The organism is Photorhabdus noenieputensis, from assembly GCF_018448935.1.
Taxonomy (GTDB): domain Bacteria; phylum Pseudomonadota; class Gammaproteobacteria; order Enterobacterales; family Enterobacteriaceae; genus Photorhabdus; species Photorhabdus noenieputensis.
Genome location: NZ_RCWC01000014.1, coordinates 105,310 through 123,860, shown reverse-complemented (window position 1 = coordinate 123,860; position 18,551 = coordinate 105,310). Strand labels below are relative to the sequence as shown.

The 18,551-nt window shown below is 47.1% G+C and carries 19 protein-coding genes; 14 read left to right on the top strand and 5 right to left on the bottom strand.

Features of this window, described 5'->3' with window-relative positions:
* Positions 1-421 precede the first annotated feature (421 nt).
* The 3 genes from EAE91_RS11800 to EAE91_RS11790 all read left to right on the top strand — a co-directional run bounded on the left by EAE91_RS11800 (position 422) and on the right by EAE91_RS11790 (position 2,752).
* On the top strand, positions 422-718 hold the full coding sequence (locus tag EAE91_RS11800; RefSeq protein ID WP_214088666.1) for a hypothetical protein: 297 nt from the start codon (positions 422-424) through the stop codon (positions 716-718).
* Between the two features lie 225 nt (positions 719-943).
* Entirely contained in the window at positions 944-1,420 is a 477-nt protein-coding gene (locus tag EAE91_RS11795; RefSeq protein WP_312149109.1) for a CesT family type III secretion system chaperone, read from the top strand.
* Between the two features lie 33 nt (positions 1,421-1,453).
* Positions 1,454-2,752 carry a Tle-like phospholipase domain-containing protein gene (locus EAE91_RS11790; RefSeq protein ID WP_214088665.1) on the top strand — a complete coding sequence of 433 codons (1,299 nt, stop codon included), beginning with the start codon at positions 1,454-1,456 and terminating at the stop codon, positions 2,750-2,752.
* A 53-nt stretch (positions 2,753-2,805) separates the two neighbouring features.
* Here EAE91_RS11790 and ampC read toward each other — a convergent pair whose 3' ends face one another.
* Positions 2,806-3,963, bottom strand: a complete 1,158-nt coding sequence (ampC, locus tag EAE91_RS11785; protein WP_214088664.1) for a class C beta-lactamase — start codon at positions 3,961-3,963, stop codon at positions 2,806-2,808.
* Positions 3,964-4,364: 401 nt separating this feature from the next.
* On the opposite strand from ampC, the gene agaR reads away from it, so the two are divergent.
* The 9 genes from agaR to EAE91_RS11740 are packed head-to-tail and all read left to right on the top strand — an operon-like array spanning position 4,365 to position 13,092.
* Positions 4,365-5,138: a transcriptional repressor AgaR gene (agaR, locus tag EAE91_RS11780; RefSeq protein WP_214088663.1), complete on the top strand. Its 774-nt coding sequence runs from the start codon at positions 4,365-4,367 to the stop codon at positions 5,136-5,138.
* Between the two features lie 35 nt (positions 5,139-5,173).
* Complete coding sequence (locus EAE91_RS11775; protein WP_214088662.1) at positions 5,174-6,469, top strand: D-tagatose-bisphosphate aldolase, class II, non-catalytic subunit; 1,296 nt, start codon at positions 5,174-5,176, stop codon at positions 6,467-6,469.
* Complete coding sequence (locus EAE91_RS11770; RefSeq protein WP_214088661.1) at positions 6,466-7,683, top strand: AgaS family sugar isomerase; 1,218 nt, start codon at positions 6,466-6,468, stop codon at positions 7,681-7,683. Before EAE91_RS11775 ends, EAE91_RS11770 begins: the two co-directional genes overlap by 4 nt.
* Positions 7,649-8,131, top strand: a complete 483-nt coding sequence (agaV, locus tag EAE91_RS11765; protein WP_011145207.1) for a PTS N-acetylgalactosamine transporter subunit IIB — start codon at positions 7,649-7,651, stop codon at positions 8,129-8,131. The genes EAE91_RS11770 and agaV overlap by 35 nt, the downstream gene beginning before the upstream one ends.
* A gap of 10 nt (positions 8,132-8,141) precedes the next feature.
* On the top strand, positions 8,142-8,939 hold the full coding sequence (gene agaW, locus EAE91_RS11760) for a PTS N-acetylgalactosamine transporter subunit IIC (protein WP_214088660.1): 798 nt from the start codon (positions 8,142-8,144) through the stop codon (positions 8,937-8,939).
* On the top strand, positions 8,929-9,822 hold the full coding sequence (locus EAE91_RS11755) for a PTS system mannose/fructose/sorbose family transporter subunit IID (RefSeq protein WP_214088659.1): 894 nt from the start codon (positions 8,929-8,931) through the stop codon (positions 9,820-9,822). The genes agaW and EAE91_RS11755 overlap by 11 nt, the downstream gene beginning before the upstream one ends.
* Before the next feature lie 22 nt (positions 9,823-9,844).
* A complete protein-coding gene (agaF, locus tag EAE91_RS11750; protein ID WP_214088658.1) occupies positions 9,845-10,279 on the top strand; it encodes a PTS galactosamine/N-acetylgalactosamine transporter subunit IIA in 435 nt (144 codons plus the stop codon).
* Between the two features lie 9 nt (positions 10,280-10,288).
* Positions 10,289-11,149 (top strand): tagatose bisphosphate family class II aldolase, encoded by an 861-nt coding sequence (locus EAE91_RS11745; RefSeq protein ID WP_046973959.1) that lies wholly within the window; start codon positions 10,289-10,291, stop codon positions 11,147-11,149.
* A 38-nt stretch (positions 11,150-11,187) separates the two neighbouring features.
* Entirely contained in the window at positions 11,188-13,092 is a 1,905-nt protein-coding gene (locus EAE91_RS11740; RefSeq protein ID WP_312149101.1) for an enterotoxin, read from the top strand.
* 129 nt (positions 13,093-13,221) lie between these two features.
* Here EAE91_RS11740 and EAE91_RS11735 read toward each other — a convergent pair whose 3' ends face one another.
* Positions 13,222-13,632 (bottom strand): type II toxin-antitoxin system HicB family antitoxin, encoded by a 411-nt coding sequence (locus EAE91_RS11735; protein WP_214088657.1) that lies wholly within the window; start codon positions 13,630-13,632, stop codon positions 13,222-13,224.
* A gap of 260 nt (positions 13,633-13,892) precedes the next feature.
* Between EAE91_RS11735 and EAE91_RS11730 the strand changes: the two genes are divergently transcribed.
* Positions 13,893-14,432 (top strand): cysteine hydrolase family protein, encoded by a 540-nt coding sequence (locus tag EAE91_RS11730; RefSeq protein ID WP_214088656.1) that lies wholly within the window; start codon positions 13,893-13,895, stop codon positions 14,430-14,432.
* A 216-nt stretch (positions 14,433-14,648) separates the two neighbouring features.
* On the opposite strand, the gene speD is transcribed toward EAE91_RS11730, so the two are convergent.
* From speD to EAE91_RS11715, 3 genes are all read right to left on the bottom strand, one after another.
* Positions 14,649-15,443, bottom strand: a complete 795-nt coding sequence (gene speD / locus EAE91_RS11725; RefSeq protein ID WP_214088655.1) for an adenosylmethionine decarboxylase — start codon at positions 15,441-15,443, stop codon at positions 14,649-14,651.
* A gap of 28 nt (positions 15,444-15,471) precedes the next feature.
* The gene (gene speE, locus EAE91_RS11720) at positions 15,472-16,335 is read right to left on the bottom strand and encodes a polyamine aminopropyltransferase (RefSeq protein ID WP_214088654.1); all 864 of its coding nucleotides are present in this window, start codon (positions 16,333-16,335) and stop codon (positions 15,472-15,474) included.
* A 112-nt stretch (positions 16,336-16,447) separates the two neighbouring features.
* Positions 16,448-16,795, bottom strand: coding sequence for a YacC family pilotin-like protein (locus EAE91_RS11715; protein WP_036782614.1), 348 nt, complete (start codon positions 16,793-16,795; stop codon positions 16,448-16,450).
* 202 nt (positions 16,796-16,997) lie between these two features.
* Here EAE91_RS11715 and cueO point away from each other — a divergent pair, with 202 nt between their 5' ends.
* Positions 16,998-18,542: a multicopper oxidase CueO gene (gene cueO / locus EAE91_RS11710; RefSeq protein ID WP_214088653.1), complete on the top strand. Its 1,545-nt coding sequence runs from the start codon at positions 16,998-17,000 to the stop codon at positions 18,540-18,542.
* The last annotated feature ends 9 nt before the right edge of the window (positions 18,543-18,551 follow it).

Below are 18,551 nucleotides of genomic sequence, written 5' to 3'. Positions count from 1 at the left end.
AGGTGAAAACTAATCCATCCATATTTGAAACCCTACATAGTTGAACCATTATCCTGAAACGGGGATAACGCAGGAGGCTATTAAACGAGCCATTACAAGCGGCTCTTTTAAATAGCGCCGGTCTGTTCCGCGGTAAAAAAATGACAGCGTAAAATAGCCATCATTTAATACGTGGCGTTAGAGAGAACAACAGACCGCTTCCAGCTAAGTAGGATGGAGTGGAGACAAATAACAGAGAATTTCGCTCTCTAAATATTATGACCACAAGATCACGATATTTCTCAGATGAATATGAAAAAAATGTGATTGATATCACGCAAAATAGCTAATTAATCGTTCTCAATTCCGATTTTTCATATTGAATTCTTTAATTAATAAGAAGCAATTTGAAAGATGACGGGTATATACGGTTGAACAAAGCATGGAGCATTATTGGGAACTCATCTTGTTCTTGCGGTTACAAAAGGAGGTATTGATTACCGCATCTCCTGAAATTCGTGATTACATTAATGGATTGACTGCCTATTACAGCGGTAGTTTGGTTTGGGTGCGTGATAATAAGCGTTATTGTTCTATCAGTGGTCTTTCCTGCGACAATCTATTTGAAGGGGGATTGTTCACCGATATTCTGCCGCCGGAAAGTTTCGAATCGTTAGGGCTTCCTTCCTTTGAATGGTGGTGGGAATACGATCCAGCCCGTAAAACTCATATGAATTAACCTACGCTATTGGGACAACACCTGTCGGCTAAGTTGGGTGCAGTAGATTCGAACCGTACTTGCACGGTGCAACCCAACTGCCGATAAGACGCTATTTCGACGTCGATATAAAAAACTTCGCCCCGGAGATAAATCACGGCTTGCCGGTGATTGTTAACATGCTCACACTTTCTATTGCGTGTGAAACCCTTTGTCTGTAAGGGATAACGAGCGGAGAACATCATAGTGAAAGCATATCAACAGACAGTATCGGAGTGGTTGCACCTTGTGGGTGAACGCCAAGGCGTGGCTTTGAGCATTGGCAGCGATGGTCACTGTACAGTGCCTTTCGGCCAAGGTGGAGAGTGCGTCGTTGAAGTACCGGATAACGACGACGTTCAGGCATTTTATCTCTATATTCCTTTGTTGCGATTACCAGCAGATGAACCGGGCCAGTTGATGCTGACTCGGGCTGCCCTTGAGCTGAATATGTTCGGTCTTACCACCGGCGGCAGTCAGATCAGTCTGGACAGTCGTACCAATTATCTGGTGTTGAGCTTCTCCGCGTTGATCGAGATGTTCGACGAAACTGCATTTATGCAGACTCTGGGAGAGTTCCTCGATCTTGGTATCAGCTTGCAGGCCCAGTTTCAGGCAATCAACACCCAGCAGAACGGAGTGTCTGCGCCGCATCCATTACCTGGCTCAGCCATCGCATGCTGAGCAGCGGTTATCTGAATAGCAAAGGAGAATAAGATGTCTATTCAAAGTCTTGGGCACACTCTCAAAGCGACGGCATTGTCGCCCCTCTCGAACGGAGAGGTACAGACACCATCACGCAATAATAGTGTTCATCATCATCTTGCTTCCCATTACACCAGTACGGGTCTTGGTACTCAGGTGTCGCCGGGCAAGGTGCTGACCACTACACTGAAATATCTGACATTGAGCGCCCCGGCTCGCAAGATTGGCACTGCCATACAGGGAGGACATGATTCCCACGCACAGAGTGCCAAAGGTAAGGCGCGCTACTGGACTGGTGCCATTATCAAGGGATTGGCTAATATCACGGGCGGTGCCAGTAGTGTAACGAGTGGTGCAATTTCGGTCGGTGTTGCAGGCGTTAAAAATCTGGCGGAATCCACCGGGCGTTTGCTGGCATCTTCTGCCTTGGGGCTGGCTGGAGCGGGCGCGAAAGGAGTCTCGCACCTACCGCTTGGCGCGTCCGAGCGTTTGCAGGCTGGAGCGCGTGCCGAGCAATTGCTGAATTCTGCCACGGTGATCGCCAAACCCGCGTTTGTGGCTAAAGCGGAACAAGAGCCGTTGAATGCCGTGGGAGCTAAAGCCGTGATGGATGCGGCTCAATTGGCGAGAATCAGTTGCTCCAGTAGCTATCGGGATATGCCAGCGGGTTATAGTCATGCCACTTTAGCTGATATTCCGTCCTCGATACTGGCTCGCCGGGAGGATGGCACTGGCGGAACCGGCAGTGAGTTAACCCTGCATGTTCGCCCCAGCAAGGGGGAGAATGATCCTTTAATCCTTGAGGGAGATGCTTGGTCTGCGCTCAAGGTTGCTGTCTACAAGCGTGACGACACTATGGTGCTTTCCTTCGTGGGCACTCAGCCAACCAAGCGTCCTGGTACGGTGAAGAGCGATGTCGGCGCGGCTTTGGGGATCAAGGACAGCGCGTTTCAGGATGCTGACCGCTTGGTCAAGTCTTTCACTAAACAATATGGCGGCAAGGTTGAGGTTCTAGGCCACTCTTTGGGCGGCGGTCTGGCGCAATATGCGGGCATCAAACATGGGATCAAGGTCACCGCATTCAACAGCATGGGATTGCATGTAGGATTGCGAGATAGGTTGGCCGACAAGTTGGATAGTGCCAACGTCACCCACATCAATACCAGTAGCGATCCGCTGAGTCAGAAGGCTGAACATGGTATTTGGGGGCTGGATGCCTCTTCTCAGGTAGGCAAACGTTATGTGATTGAGCATTCAGGCGGTCACCGTATGGAGTCGGTGACCGCTGGTTTGGAAGCCTTACTGGCTTAACGACTGGATATGTCAGGACAGCGCCTCCTGCGGGAGGCGCTGTATTTAACGCGTTATTTCAGCGCTTTGAGGATTTGCCAGGCCGCTTTGATGCGCGCCTCGTTGGGGTAATTTTTGTTGGCCAGCAGCACAATACCCATTTGCTCTTGCGGCACAAATGCGACATATGCGCCGAAGCCATTGGTGGAACCGGTTTTATTGATAAAAAGCGCATCCGTTGGCGGCTCTGGCGGCGTTAGTTCCGTAATTTTATTGGCTTGAAAAGCGAGCTGCGCCGAGTTGCCGCTCAGTACCTGCTCAAGGGTAACGGGCCAGTGATAAAGCTCCCAGCCCAGCCCTTGCGTCATTTCCCCCACCCGGTAATAACCGGTATGGGTTGCCCGAATGGCCTGCGCCAGTTTGCTGTCACCTATGCGGGAAGGATCGATATTCGCATCCACGAAACCGATCAACTCCTGTGCACTGGTTTTCAGACCATAGGCTTCCCCATCCAGCACGCCGGGATTTATGCGAATCGGTTTATTCTCTTTTGAATAACCCAATGCATAATTTTTCATCTCCTGCGCGGGCACGTTAAACCAAGTATGGTGCAGACCAAGCGGTGAAAGGATCTGGTTTTCCATCAGTATTGAGTAAGGTTTTTTAAGGCTTTGGGCAGCGATATAACCCGCAAGGCCAATACTAGGATTGGAGTATTGGCGGTAGGTTCCGGGGGTGTATTGAGGCTGCCAGTGCTGAAACCAGTCCACCATTTTGCTATTGCTATCGATCTCATCAGGGAATTGTAACGGCAGGCCGCCCGCGGTATAGGTGGCAATATTCAGCAGATTTATGTTGTCAAAGGCGCTGCCTGCAAGCGGTTGAAAATGCTGGCTGGCCTTATCGGAGAGGGAAATGGCTCCCGTCACCTGCGCCCAAGAAATCAGGCTGCCGGTAAAGGTTTTGCTGACCGAGCCTAATTCAAAGATTGTTTCTTTGGTAACCGGCGTGTTGCTCTCTTTTGATGCGTCACCGTATTGATAGAAAAAATGTTGACCGCGGAAAGTCACCGCAATCGACATTCCTGGAATGTCATATTCCTGCATCAGGGAGTGTATGGTCTTATCAACAGTATTTGTCAGACGGGTCTGATCGGGTGTATTCGATGCCTGAGCGCCGAGAGAAGCGGTAAGCAGCAGCCCGCCAGTCAGCACCGAGAGTCGTTTTGTCATTTGTGGCGTGTCCTTAATTACAGTGAGAGCTTTCAGTCCTGGATTTTATCAGGATTTGTACACCCAATCACAAAATTTGTGATCTCTATCACCTGACAAAATAAAACTTTGTGGTTGCTGATTGAAAACCAAGCGCTTTCGTTTCTTTATATCAATTGTTACCCAAAAGGTGGATGAAAACTGATTTTTGGGTAAATAGTCAGTAACCAGAAAATTTAATATTTTCTTTCGCTTCGTTTCTAATCGAAACCTTTTATGCCAGTTTTTGTCTATATAATAGACTGTAATAGCGATCACAATTTCGTTTGGTTGCTTTTGCTGTAATTAAATCGAAAGAGAGGGAAAGCAATTCATCACAGGCGGCATAAATTTGTCGCTGAAAATCTGAGGGGTATAACGGAATGGCTGTGGATACCGTAAAAAGACGTGAACAGATTATCGACTTGTTGTGTCATGAAGGCAGTGTGCGTGTTGAGCATCTGAGCACCCATTTTGGGGTTTCCAGCGTCACTATCCGTAATGACCTGCGTTATCTGGAACAAAAAGGTTGTGCATTGCGTTCTTATGGCGGTGCCATGTTGAATCAGCAATTCGCCTTTGATCGCCCTTTGCAAGATAAAGGCCGGATCAATCGTGATGTGAAATCGCGCATTGCGGCCAAGGCGGCACAGTTTGTTCAGGATGGTGATGCCCTGATCCTTGATTCCGGCTCGACTACCACGCAAATCGCGCCATTTCTTAAAGAGCGGCGTGATCTGGTGGTCATGACTAACGCGTTGAATATCGCCTATGAACTGGCGGGGTTTGACCGGATGGAGGTGATGGTGCTTGGCGGGAGTGTGCGTCAGAACTCCTACTCGCTCTATGGTCCGGCGGCGGAACAGCAATTGCGTCAATATCGCTTTGACACCCTATTTCTTGGCGTCGATGGTTTTGATCTGGAAGCAGGGATAACCACACCACACCCCGGTGAAGCCCACCTTAATCGCGTAATGTGTGAGGTGGCGCATGAAATTATCGCGGTGGCGGATGCCAGTAAATTTGGGCGCAGAAGTTTTTGCATGATCCGTCAAGCCGGACAGATTCATCGGCTGATTACTGACAGTCGGATCCCCGATAACTACAGGCGGGCATTAATCGAACTCGGCGTGGATGTGGTTATTGCCGACGAATAGTTCTTACCGAGATTCTTGCCCGCATGGGAGACACCATGCAGTCACTATTACAACTTATCCGTCGTCATAAATCAGGTGAAGCGGTAGGGATCTATTCGGTCTGTTCCGCTCATCCTTGGGTATTGGAAAGTGCTTTGCGCGTCGCTAAAGAGCGTAATACTTCGGTACTGATTGAAGCAACCTCCAATCAGGTTAATCAGTTTGGTGGTTACACCGGGATGCAACCGGTTCAATTCCGGGATGCAGTTTGGCAACAGGCCGATCGCATCGGTTTACCACGTGATCGTATCTGGTTAGGAGGCGATCATCTTGGACCAAATGCCTGGCAGGATCTTCCCGCTGAACAGGCAATGAAACTGGCTGAAACGTTGATACACGATTATGTGGCGGCGGGGTTTCGTAAGATCCACCTTGATTGCTCGATGTCTTGTCTGGATGATCCAACGCCGCTGGGTGACAACGAAGTTGCGGTACGTGCGGCTCGTTTGTGTCAGGTGGCTGAACGTTGTTGGCAGCAGGTGGGGGGAGAACCACCGGTTTATGTGATAGGTACCGAAGTGCCGGTACCGGGCGGAGCCAAAGAAGCATTAGAAGGAATGCAAATTACTACGCCTCAGGCAGCCGCCACAACGTTGAATGTTCATCAACAAGCTTGGCAATTGGCTGGATTGGAACCAGTATGGCCGCGGGTGATTGCGCTGGTGGTGCAACCGGGGGTGGAGTTCGATCACCATCATATCGAACATTATCAACCTGAACGTGCAGCGACACTGAGCCAATATATCGAATCTCAACCCTATTTAGTCTATGAAGCCCATTCCACTGATTATCAAACGGCGCAAGCTTACCGCGAGTTGGTACGTGATCACTTTGCCATTCTGAAAGTCGGTCCGGCTTTGACTTTTGCTTTACGTGAGGCGCTGTTCGCGCTCGATAAAATCGATAGTGAATGGAATGGGGAACAGGGCGCGGCTCATCTGTGCGCCACGCTAGAACAGGTCATGCTTGAGCAGCCGGAGCACTGGAACCGTTATTACCACGGTACACCGCATCAACAGTTTATTGATCGTCAATACAGTTTGAGTGATCGCGTTCGTTACTATTGGCCTCATCCGCAAGTACAACAGGCAGTGAATACCTTGATGGATAACCTGCGTTGTCGCCCGGTTTCCCTTTCACTACTGAGTCAATACCTGCCTGAACAGGCGCAGGCCGTTAATGCCGGAAGGTTGGATAATGACCCACACGCTTGGGTGTTGGATAAAATTCGTTCTGTGCTCTTGAGCTATGCGCAGGCTTGTGAGCCCGAGGTACAAGGAGTTTTAGCATGAATGAGCTGTTTTCCTATACCGAAGTTTGGTTGCGTGAACACCATGCGTTGCATACTGCCAAAGAGATTCATCAACAGCCTGAGCTTTGGCGTCAGTTATATCAAAATCTGCAACGTGAGGAAGCGTTGTGGCGACCCTTTTTGCAGCCTTTGTTGTCTGATCCAGAATTACAGATAGTGTTATGTGGCGCAGGTTCTTCCGCATTTATCGGGCGCACGCTGGCTCCTTGGTTGCGCGAGCAGTGTGGACTGAATGTGGTTGCGTACAGCACGACAGACATTGTGCCTTCTCCTTTGCAATATCTCGATCCAACACGTTCAACCTTGCTGATTTCTTATGGGCGATCGGGCAATAGCCCGGAGAGCGTGGCGGCGGTAAAACTGGCGGATCAGCTCCTGCCACGCTGTTATCACCTGATGCTGACCTGTAATCCCAGTGGTGCATTAGCGTGTTATGCCGAAGAACGCGATCACGTCTGTTCGTTGAATATGCCACAGGGTTCTCACGACCAGAGTTTTGCTATGACGTCCAGTTTCAGTTGTATGACGTTAGCAACAGTGCTGCTGCTAGGACCGTTGACGTTGGAACAGAGTGGGGCGTCGTTGATGACGATGATCGCGTTGTGTGAGCGGGAAAGAGGGCAGTGGCAGATGCAGATTAAGCAACTGGCGTGCAGCGGTTTTAAACGCATGATGTGTCTGGGTTCCGGTTGTTTTACTGGGATAGCCGAGGAGGGGGCGCTCAAGATGCTGGAATTGACCGCCGGGCATGTCATCACCCGTTACGATTCATCAATGGGGGTGCGTCATGGGCCGAAGTTTATGATCGAACGGGATACGCTGGTGGTCATGATGCTCTCCGCTGATCAATATTGCCGTCGTTATGATCTCGATCTGTGGCATGAACTGAATCATGACGGATTGGCGTGTCAAATTGTTGCTTTGAGTGGCACACCGGGGAAAGGGTTCACGGTGATTAACAGTGAACAAGACGATATCTGGCTGTTGTTCCCCTATTTGATATTTTTGCAGATGTTAGCGTTTGAAACCTCGCTGGCACTGGGCATCACGCCAGACAATCCATGTCCGACAGGGGAAGTCAATCGCGTGGTGAAGGGGGTGGAAATTTATCCTTATCATCCACCGTATTCACCAAGAATAAAATGTAGCAGGAGTGATTATGTCGATACCGAATATTTTAATGACCCGAATTGATAACCGGTTGGTGCATGGTCAAGTCGGTGTGACCTGGACCAATTCACTGGGGGCCAATTTGGTATTGGTGGCTAACGATCATGTTGCCGGTGATTTGATGCAGCAAAATCTGATGGATATGGTGGTTTCTGATGGGGTTCAGACACGTTATTTCACCCTGCAAAAAACCATTGATGTGATTCATAAAGCGGCTGAGCGCCAGAAAATTTTCATTGTTTGTAAAACCCCGCAGGATGTACTGACGTTAGTAAAAGGCGGTGTACCGATCCGCTTTGTTAACGTGGGCAATATGCATTTTGCTGAGGGAAAGCGTCAAATCCATAAGACGGTTTCGGTTGATGACAGTGACGTGGTGGTGTTTCGTGAACTGGAGCAACTGGGCGTCACTTGCGAAATTCGGCGAGTGCCGGATGAAGCGGGAGAACCTATCGCTAAATTGCTGGTTTGAGGGGTGAGTTATGCTGATTGATGCGATATTGATTGGGTTACTGGCCGGATTGGCCGGGGTGGATCTGTTCGATGGGCTGACTCATTTTCATCGTCCAGTGGTAATTGGGCCGTTGGTCGGGCTGATTTTAGGGGATGTACAGACGGGTTTGTTAGTGGGAGGGTCACTGGAGCTGGTCTGGATGGGCATGGTGCCACTGGCTGGTGCTCAGCCGCCAAATGTGGTGATTGGTGGCGTGATTGGTACGGCATTTGCCATTTTGACGGGGGCTGATCCTAAAGTCGCAGTTGGTATCGCGGTGCCGTTTTCCATTGCGGTGCAAGGTTGTATCACCCTGATGTTTACTGTGTTCTCACCCATGATGCATAAATGTGATCAGATGGTGAAAGTGTTGAACTGGCGCGGTGTGGAGCGTGTGAATTATCTGGGTATTGCTATTCTGTTTTGCTTCTACTTTATCGTGGCGTTTCTGCCGGTCTATTTCGGTGCTGACGCGGCCAGCGTTATGGTACAGAAAGCACCGAAATGGTTGTTGGATGGTCTGGCGGTTGCAGGTGGCATGATGCCTGCTATCGGCTTTTCCATGCTGATGAAGATCATGATGAAAAAGACTTATATCGCTTATTTCATTCTGGGTTTCATTTCAGTCACATTCCTTAATATGCCGATTATTGCTGTAGCACTTGGCGCTTTTGCGATTGCATTGATCGATTTCTTTAACCGTTCCCGTATGGAAGAGGCCGCTGAACGCAGCGTATCTACTACTCAATCTCACACTCAATCTCAGGAGATGGAAGATGGCATTTAACGACACCGATGCGGCTATGGCAGCTAAAGCTGAGAACAGAATGGCGCAGGCGCTGGCAACCAGTCAGGTTGAGCAGGATGACTATCAGGACACGATACCGAGTGAAGATCTGACCAAAGGCGATTTGAACCGTATGGCGTGGCGCTCTTTGTTGCTACAGGCATCATTTAACTATGAGCGTATGCAGGCGGGGGGCTGGTTGTACACCTTGATCCCTGGTCTGCGCAAGATCCACAAGAATCCGCAAGATCTGGCAAACTCGATGAAGATGCATATGGAGTTTATCAATGTGCATCCGTTTGATGTCACCTTCCTGTCTGGGTTGGTGCTGGCAATGGAGCGGAATAAAGAGAAAATTTCCACTATTCGTGCCGTGAAAGTGGCGTTGATGGGGCCGCTCGGTGGGATTGGTGATGCATTGTTCTGGTTGACTCTGCTACCCATTTGCGCGGGTATCGGGGCTTCTCTGGCGCTGCAAGGCAGCCTATTCGGCCCCATCATATTCCTGTTGTTATTCAATATCGTGCATTTCGGCTTGCGTTTTGGTCTGGCGCATTATGGTTATCGTGCAGGAACCAGTGCGTTGACATTGTTGAAAAAGCATACCAAAAAGATCTCCCATGCCGCTTCAATCGTGGGAATGACGGTAATCGGAGCGTTGGTCGCTTCCTATGTCCATCTCTCGACGCCGGTAGTGATAAACGCCGGTAAGGCCAGTGTGGCGTTGCAGAAGGATGTGCTGGACAAACTGATGCCTAATTTATTGCCGTTGTGTTTCACCCTGCTGGTGTTTTGGTTGATGAAAAAAGGATTTTCTCCGATCAAGTTAATTGGTTTGACGGTTGTGATCGGCATTGTAGGGAAGTTTGTGGGTTTTCTTTAATAAACGGCACTGAGGAGAGGGAATGTTAGGTATTGTAATCACCGGTCATGGGCATTTCGCCAGTGGATTGTTGCAGGCAGTGGAACAAGTCGTCGGACGACAACCGCAGTGCTGCGCTGTCGATTTTCCTGAGGGAATCAGTACGCAACAATTATTGGTGCTGTTAGAGGCGGCTTGTACCGCCTGTGATAGTGGTGAAGGTGTCATTATTCTCAGTGACTTACTGGGGGGATCACCATTTCGGCAGGCGGCGCAACTGGCAATAGCTAATCCATGTTATGAAGTTATCACCGGTACTAATATGCAATTGGCGGTAGAGATGATGCTGGACCGTGAAGATATAACCTTGGAAACATTTCGTGATATGGCGCTGGAATGTGGACGGCGGGGATTAACCAGCCTGTGGCATGAACAACAGAAACGAAGGTATGACAGCCCGAATCTGGATGGCATTTAAGGAGTTTATATGTACCTGATTTCTAGTCGTCAAATGTTGAAGAAGGCTTTGCGTGAAGGCTATGCGGTTCCTGCTTTCAACGTCCATAATCTGGAAACTGTCCAGGTGGTAGCGGAAACCGCAGCACGTCTGGCATCGCCGGTTATTCTGGCCGGTACGCCGAGTACTTTCAGTTATGCCGGGACTGACTACCTCGTGTCAATCTGCCAGGATGCCGCTCGTCGCCACAATTTGCCGCTGGCGTTGCATCTCGATCATCATGAGGAATTGGAAGATATCAGTCATAAAGTGACCGCAGGTGTGCGTTCGGTAATGATTGACGGCTCGCATTTACCCTTTGAAGAGAATATTCGTAAGGTGGCTGAGGTGGTACGATTTTGCCATCGTTACGATGTTAGCGTTGAAGCGGAATTGGGGCGGCTAGGCGGGCAGGAAGATGATTTGCAGGTCTCCAGTGCCGATAGTTTTTTTACCGATCCGCTGGCGGCGAAAGCCTTTGTTGCCCGTACCGGTATTGATTCTCTGGCAGTAGCGATTGGTTCTGCGCATGGTTTGTATCATGGTGAACCGCATCTGGATTTTGATCGGTTAGCAGCAATCTGTGAACAGGTGGATATTCCGTTGGTGTTGCATGGAGCATCGGGTATTCCTGAGGTGATGATACAGCAGGCGATTGGTCTTGGTGTATGTAAAGTCAATGTGGCGACCGATCTGAAAATTGCCTTTGCTGATGCGGTAAAGCGCTATTTCATCCAGCATCCAGATGCGAATGATCCACGTAAATATATCGCGCCGGGAAAACAGGCTATGCAGGCAGTAGTAGAAGAAAAGATCCGGATTTGTGGCAGTGCAGGCAAGCTGTATTCGTGACGGTTCTGTTTTTTCATTCTGACTATAAGGAAACTGCTGTGAAAATAAGAACGTTAAATAAAATTACGTTGAGTTTATTAGCGAGTTCCGTGTTGTATAGTGCTCCAGTCTGGGCAGATAGCTGGCTGTTGGACGGTAACAATTACCATGTAACGGTTAGCGACGAACACGGTAAAGTGACGCAATTAAAGTTTGAAAATCCAAAAAACCACGATCAAATCATCATTGATAATCTGTTTGAAATCACGTTGAAATCAGGAGAAAAGCTCACGGCTAAAGACTTTCAGATTACTGATATTAGCAAAAAGCGCAATCGTATTGTTGTCTCCCTGAAACATGGTGACATTCAGGTAAGAAATATCATTACTGTGGAGGATAAAGATAAGTACGGCTCGTTTGAAATCACGATTACACCGCAGGAAAACGCGTTGGAGCTTAGCTCTGTCTCGTTGATGCCATTTCGCACTAAAACCCCTTTTGTTCACGGCTCTATCATTAGTTCACCGATTGTCAGTGATAGCTTCTTTATTGTTCCCGGTAATCCATTGATTACCACTGAGGCTTATAAAGGGAGCGCTTCGCAAAAAATTGCGCTCTCTATCCCACTAGAGCCGGGGAAAACGTTAAGTTACAAGACGTATGTTGGTGTTTATCAGGCGGGGCAATTGCGGCGTAACGTCAATGAATTTTTGAACCATGCTCGTCCGCGTCAATATAGCCCTTACCTACATTACAACTCTTGGTACGATATTGGTTACTTCACTCCTTATACCGAACAAGAGTCGTTGACGCGTATCAAGCAGTTTGGGCAGGAGTTGGTGACTAAGCGCGGTGTGAAGTTGGGTGGTTATCTGTTTGATGATGGTTGGGATAATCTCAAAGGAGATTGGGGGTTTAGTGAGGCATTTCCCCATGAGTTTAAAAATCTTAAAAAAGAAGCAGATCAATATCGTGCTCGTTTAGGTATTTGGCTCTCTCCTTGGGGCGGTTATGGTAAACCGGGTGAGCAACGTGTTTCTCATGCGGAGGAGTTTGGTTATGAAGTGATAGATGGCAGATTTGCGCTTTCAGGCCCTAATTACTACGCCAATTTCCATAAGCGGGTGCTCAACTTGGTTCAACAACAAAATGTATCCATGTTTAAGCTGGACGGTACCGGCAATGCTGATCGTGTGATTAAAGGGAGTTCATTCACCAGTGATTTTGATGCCGCTATCCATCTTATTGAAGATATGCGCAATACAGGCAATGAGTTGTTTATCAATTTGACCACCGGCACCAAAGCCACGCCTTCCTGGCTATTTTTCGCCGATTCTATTTGGCGTGGTGGCTATGATGTGGAGTTTCTCGGTACAGGTTCCAAAGTGCAGCAGTGGCTTACCTATCGTGATGCGGAAACTTATCGTAATGTCGTAACAAAGGGACCACTGTTCCCACTGAATTCGTTGATGCTGCATGGCATTGTTTATGCTAAACAGGCTAAGCATCTGGATAAACAGTCACCTAAAGATTTTGCCGATCAAGTTTGGAGCTATTTTGGCAGCGGTACTCAGTTACAAGAGATGTATGTTACGCCTGAACTGTTGACCACCGAGGATTGGGATACGCTGGCAAACGCGGCGAAATGGTCAGAGAAAAATAAAGATGTGCTGTTTGATACCCATTGGATTGGTAAAGATCCCACCGATCTGGCGGTGTACGGTTGGGGAGCCTGGAGTCCGAAAAAGTCGATTATCACTTTGCGCAATCCTGCTGATGAAGTGAAACAATATTATCTGGATCTGCAAAGCGATCTTGAATTACCGGATAATCAGCCTTCGGTATATGACGTTAATATCGATTATGGCGAGAACAGCTCGCTGCCGAAGTTTATCAATAAAACGGCGTTGATTACGCTTCAACCGTTAGAGACATTGACCTTTTCTTTGACGCCATCGAAATAATCACAGTGTTATTAAACTGCCCTGAATAATGATTTTATTCGGGGCAGTGATTATTTTGGGAAATTATTGTGATGGTGTCTTATTAGGAAAGAATCAGCGTATTGTCAATAAATTAACATTTCAGACATATTAGATTTTGGTTCTGCTAATAACTTTTTCTGCCGCTTTGTGTGATAGAAAACCTGAACGACTCCCGTATTCTGGATGACTTGCGACGAATTGATCGATACGGCGAATTAGCAATGATGGAAGAGTTACGTTGATTTTCTCTGACTTTCCCATTAATCGTGTAATATCCACATCAATTAATGCCCATATTGCTCCTATATATTCAGGGTCGGCAAGGTGGTTTTCTACGCTCGTCGCTTCTGGTACTGATTCATTATCATCAATCAGCAATTCGATATGCGCTTCAATGGCTTCGCGGACGCTTTCTAGTGCGTCTGTAAAATTATCCCCTCCAGAAAAGCAACCCGGGATATCAGGGACACGGACGCCGAAGGATGAATGGCCTTTATCAATCGCAACTGGATATAACATTTACACCTCCGAGAAGTGGATTCTCCAGCTCTCTTGTTTTGTCTTGATGGGGTTGTCATAACTCTACAATGTTATGTGTCAAGATAATAGAGGGTTACTGATGTTGTTATTAGCTCATGGAATAGTTAAAAAGCCAACCAGCTCGGTTTCATGAGCTAGTATGAATCATAAGAAGAGATTGTCAGAATTGCCTGTAACTGAGTGGTGGAAGTAAGTCACAGTAATTGTTTTTTTAAGAATCCATTTAAAGGACAAAACTAATGAAAGCGTTGATCATAATTGACATGCTGAACGATTTTGTCACAGGAGCACTCGCTAATGAGGCGGATGCGATGAAGATCGTACCGGTAATTAAACGGCTAATTGATCATGCCCGGCGTCAACCGGATTGGCTGGTGGTTTATGCTAATGACGCTCATCGAGCTGATGATCGGGAAATGAGTATTTGGGGCAGACATGCAATGGCTGGAACGCTAGGTGCTAATGTTATTGAAGCATTGGCTCCTGTTGGCGCAGATCGTGAAATTGTTTTGCCTAAGCGATTTTATGGGGCTTTCGATGGAACCGATCTGGAAGAGGTTTTGAAAGCATACGGTGTGACGGAAGTTGTGTTAACCGGCCAACATACCCATTGTTGTGTCAGGCATACCGCTTATGGCGCGTTTATACGTGGTTATAGAATCAAGGTTCCATCAGATGCTGTTTGTGTTTTTCCTGGCATCGATCAGCAAGCTGCTCTGGATTACCTTAAAACTATTTACGGTGCTGAAATTACAATGAGTACTGCATTAGTCATGTAAATTGGAATAATGGGTTAATGCAGTTGGAAATTGATCTGGCAGATACCTGTAAATATGGGTATCTGCCAGCTAAATAATAAGTTATACCCGTCATCTTTCAAGTTGCCTCTTTGTTGGCTGCACTCGCTCACCCCAGTCACATAGTTTCCTATGCTCCTGGGGATTCACTCCCTTGCCGTCGCGATGCATCTTGAAATCCATAGGGTATAGTGAAAGTTAAACCGCGGGTAAATTACGTCCGTAATAGATTTCTTGTATCTCTTTTTTCAAGAGATGGGTAATTTCCTGCTTTTCAGTTTCACTCAGTTGTTCTGGTGTGGCATTAAATAGATAATCATTCAGGTCAAATCTTTTTAGCATCATTTTTGTATGAAATAGATTTTCCTGATAAATATTAACATCCATCATGTAATACTGTGATTGCACTTCTTCAGTCATATAATTCTGAATAGAACTGATTTCATGATCGATATAGTGTTTCATGCCATTCACATCTCTGGTGAAACCACGGACGCGGTAATCCATCGTGACAATATCTGATTCTAATTTGTGGATCAGATAATTCAGCGCCTTGAGAGGTGAAATAACACCGCAGGTTGATACTTCAATATCAGCTCTGAAAGTGCATATGCCGCCGTCAGGATGGCTCTCTGGATAAGTGTGAACACAGATATGGCTCTTATCCAAATGGGCAACGACGGAATCGGGTAACGGACCGGGATTTTCAGTATTGTCTACATCCTTTGGGTCCATCGGCTCTTCGCTGACGAGTATGGTAACGCTTGCCCCTTGTGGCTCATAGTCCTGACGGGCAATATTCAAAATATTTGCACCAATGATAGAACAGGTTTCGCTAAGAATTTCCGTTAAACGGTTAGCGTTATATTGTTCGTCAATATAAGCGATATAACTATCCCGATCAGCTTGGCTTTTTGCGTAACAGATATCGTAAATACAAAAACTCAGGCTTTTTGTCAGGTTATTAAAGCCGTGCAATTTCAGCTTGTGCAATTTATTTCACCTCCTGGCTAATGGGTGATTATGGGTTCTCGGATAGTGCATCCAGCAGATATTGTGGTAAGGCAAAGCTACCGGCATGAACGGCTGGATTGTAGTAACGGCAGGTAAAACCTGCGTTGTTAAAGCGCTGTTGCAATGTTGCCAGATCCACATGGCGTAGTGCCGGGTTCTGGCTCGCCCAAGCAAAGGTCATAATTCCGCCATAATAGGTTGGAATAGCAGCTTGATAGAAACCGCTGTCAGAAAAATAGTTGCTCAATTTTTTATGGCTGGTGACGGCTTCGTCCTGTTGCAGGAAACAAACACCATTCTGAGCAACAAAGATGCCGCCTTCATTCAGACAGCGTTGGCAACCTTGATAGAATTCAGAGGTAAATAATCCTTCACCAGGCCCGATCGGATCTGTGCAGTCAGAGATAATGACATCGAATTTCTGATCGGTGGTATTAACGAAATTAACGCCATCGTCAATGATCAGATTAAAGCGCGGATCATCATAAGCGCCGGCATTATGGTTAGGCAGATACTGACGGCAGAATTCAACGACACCGGCGTCGATTTCAACCATAGTGATGCTTGCAAGATATTGATGACGGCAGACTTCACGTAGCATACCGCCATCGCCACCGCCGATAATCAGTACTCGTTTGGCGTTCCCGTGGGCGAATAAAGGAACATGAGCCATCATTTCGTGGTAGATAAATTCATCACGTTCAGTCGTTTGTACTGTGCCATCCAGCGCCATAACGCGGCCTAATGCCGCGTTTTCAAAGATAATCAAATCTTGATGCTCAGTTTTATCGTGATAAAGCACTTTATCGACGGAAAAATACTGACCAAAGTTGGCGTGCAGGGTTTCGGACCAAATTTCTTTTTGTGACATATCCCGGCTTTTCCTCCACTGTGACAGTCATGAAAATTGGGTACACATAATAGCCAACAATTCTCATAGTTGCACGGTGAAATTTACCCCTTTAGAGGGATGAGGAAAAGCACTATTTAACGTAGGCGAATAAACTCAGCGAATCTCTGGCGAGAGCATGACACTTTATCGCATTGGACAGGTAAATTCCTTTTAGGTCCTGGTAGCTTTCTTCGTTGAGCTTGTCCATTAATTGGCTGTTGTAATTAGTTAAATCCCACTTATTGCGTTGAGCAAAATAAATAATGGCGCGTTTAATTTCCCGGTCAGGAATTTGGCTGTAACCACAGTCATATTTCAGGTAGATAAACACCGCTGTCAGATCGGCCAGATCTTCAGCTTCATTTTCTGTCAGCGCTTTTGCGGGGTGGGAAAAACCGAAAAGAACTAGTATGTAAGTCAAGAGAGCTAATTTTCGCATTTGTATTATTATAATCAATCCATGTCATAGTACGTTAACATATTAATATATTTGTTAGGTAAAATTTATTTTTTAAAATTACTGTAAAGATCGACTTAAATCACATTCCCTTCGCTTGACCTTCCTGTAGGGGTAGCCCTTATGTTTCCTTTATGAGATGTTTTTTTGTCTATTTTTTGGTTGATTTAACCGGGAGGTGAATATGCAACGACGTGATTTTATCAGATTAAGTGCTGTTATGGGTTTATCCAGTATGTTGCCTGTATGGAGTCGTTTCTCCTTTGCTGAATCTTATCCGGCATTACCTATCCCTCCACAACTAGAGCCAGATGCGGCAGGTAAAATCGCTATTGAAATCAAAACGGGAAAATCCAGTTTTAAAGCAGGAACGGTGACTAAAACTTGGGGTTACAACGGTGATTTACTCGGTCCGGCACTGAAATTGACGTCAGGTAAACCTGTTACTATTGATATTCGTAATCATCTACCAGAAGAGACCACGGTTCATTGGCATGGTCTGGAGATTACTGGGGAAGCCGATGGCGGCCCACATGCGATGATTGCGCCAGGAGGGAGTCGGACGGTCAGTTTCACGCCTGAACAACCGGAAGCAACTTGTTGGTTCCATCCACATACGCATGGCAAAACGGGTTATCAGGTTGCAATGGGGCTTGGTGGATTAGTACTGATTGAAGATGAGAACAGTATTAATACGGGGTTGCCAAATCAGTGGGGCGTGGATGATATTCCGGTGATATTGCAGGATAAACGCTTGAATAACGAGGGGCAGATTGATTATCAACTGGATGTGATGAGTGCCGCTGTTGGTTGGTTTGGCGATATGATGCTGACCAACGGTGTTGTTTTGCCCCAACATACTGCGCCGCGCGGCTGGTTACGTCTGCGTTTGCTAAATGGTTGTAACGCTCGTAGCCTGAATATTGCGACCAGTGATGGCCGTCAATTGTATGTTGTTGCCAGTGATGGTGGTTTGTTAGCAGAACCGGTTGCGGTTAATGAGTTGCCGATTCTGTCGGGAGAGCGTTTTGAGGTGGTGATAGACGCTTCGGATGGCAAATCTTTCGATCTGGTGACGTTGCCTGTGGTTCAGATAGGAATGACATTACCGCCATTTGATCAACCGTTACCTGTTTTACGTCTTCAACCTCAGCTTTTTTCTAGCCGTACAATACTGTCGGAACAGTTTGTCACACTTCCTGCATTGCCTTCTTTTAACGGTTTGAATCGACGTCGTTTACATCTGGCGATGGACAGTCGTCTGGATATGCAAGGGATGATGATGTTATCTCAGCGCTACGGTGAGCAGGCTATGGCTGGTATGGGGATGGATCATGGGAATATGAACCACGGAGATATGCATCATGGTAGTGAATTAAATTTCCATCGTGCGAACACCATTAATGGGCAGTCTTTCTCCATAACAGAACCCGCTTTTGATGTGAAACAGGGGCAGTATGAGCGTTGGGTGATTTCAGGGGTTGGCGATATGATGCTGCATCCGTTCCACATTCACGGCACCCGTTTTCGTATTTTGAGTGAAAATGGCCGCAAGCCTGCTGCTCACCGCAGTGGTTGGAAAGACATTGTTCATGTGGAAGGTAAAGAGAGCGAAGTGCTGGTTCAGTTCAAGCATACTGCGGGAGCGAAACACCCATTTATGGCGCATTGTCATCTACTAGAACATGAAGATACCGGTATGATGCTAGGTTTTACTGTTAGTAAATAATTTTGCTGG

What these genes read in the sequence shown, in the direction of transcription:
- EAE91_RS11755 (WP_214088659.1), top strand. Translation starts at nt 8,929, where the DNA reads ATGGCATTTAACGACACCGATGCGGCTATGGCAGCTAAAGCTGAGAAC.
- EAE91_RS11775 (WP_214088662.1), top strand. Translation starts at nt 5,174, where the DNA reads ATGCAGTCACTATTACAACTTATCCGTCGTCATAAATCAGGTGAAGCG.
- EAE91_RS11735 (WP_214088657.1), bottom strand. Translation starts at nt 13,632, where the DNA reads ATGTTATATCCAGTTGCGATTGATAAAGGCCATTCATCCTTCGGCGTC.
- EAE91_RS11715 (WP_036782614.1), bottom strand. Translation starts at nt 16,795, where the DNA reads ATGCGAAAATTAGCTCTCTTGACTTACATACTAGTTCTTTTCGGTTTT.
- ampC (WP_214088664.1), bottom strand. Translation starts at nt 3,963, where the DNA reads ATGACAAAACGACTCTCGGTGCTGACTGGCGGGCTGCTGCTTACCGCT.
- agaR (WP_214088663.1), top strand. Translation starts at nt 4,365, where the DNA reads ATGGCTGTGGATACCGTAAAAAGACGTGAACAGATTATCGACTTGTTG.
- agaW (WP_214088660.1), top strand. Translation starts at nt 8,142, where the DNA reads ATGCTGATTGATGCGATATTGATTGGGTTACTGGCCGGATTGGCCGGG.
- speE (WP_214088654.1), bottom strand. Translation starts at nt 16,335, where the DNA reads ATGTCACAAAAAGAAATTTGGTCCGAAACCCTGCACGCCAACTTTGGT.
- EAE91_RS11745 (WP_046973959.1), top strand. Translation starts at nt 10,289, where the DNA reads ATGTACCTGATTTCTAGTCGTCAAATGTTGAAGAAGGCTTTGCGTGAA.
- EAE91_RS11800 (WP_214088666.1), top strand. Translation starts at nt 422, where the DNA reads ATGGAGCATTATTGGGAACTCATCTTGTTCTTGCGGTTACAAAAGGAG.
- EAE91_RS11730 (WP_214088656.1), top strand. Translation starts at nt 13,893, where the DNA reads ATGAAAGCGTTGATCATAATTGACATGCTGAACGATTTTGTCACAGGA.
- agaV (WP_011145207.1), top strand. Translation starts at nt 7,649, where the DNA reads ATGTCGATACCGAATATTTTAATGACCCGAATTGATAACCGGTTGGTG.
- EAE91_RS11770 (WP_214088661.1), top strand. Translation starts at nt 6,466, where the DNA reads ATGAATGAGCTGTTTTCCTATACCGAAGTTTGGTTGCGTGAACACCAT.
- EAE91_RS11790 (WP_214088665.1), top strand. Translation starts at nt 1,454, where the DNA reads ATGTCTATTCAAAGTCTTGGGCACACTCTCAAAGCGACGGCATTGTCG.
- cueO (WP_214088653.1), top strand. Translation starts at nt 16,998, where the DNA reads ATGCAACGACGTGATTTTATCAGATTAAGTGCTGTTATGGGTTTATCC.
- agaF (WP_214088658.1), top strand. Translation starts at nt 9,845, where the DNA reads ATGTTAGGTATTGTAATCACCGGTCATGGGCATTTCGCCAGTGGATTG.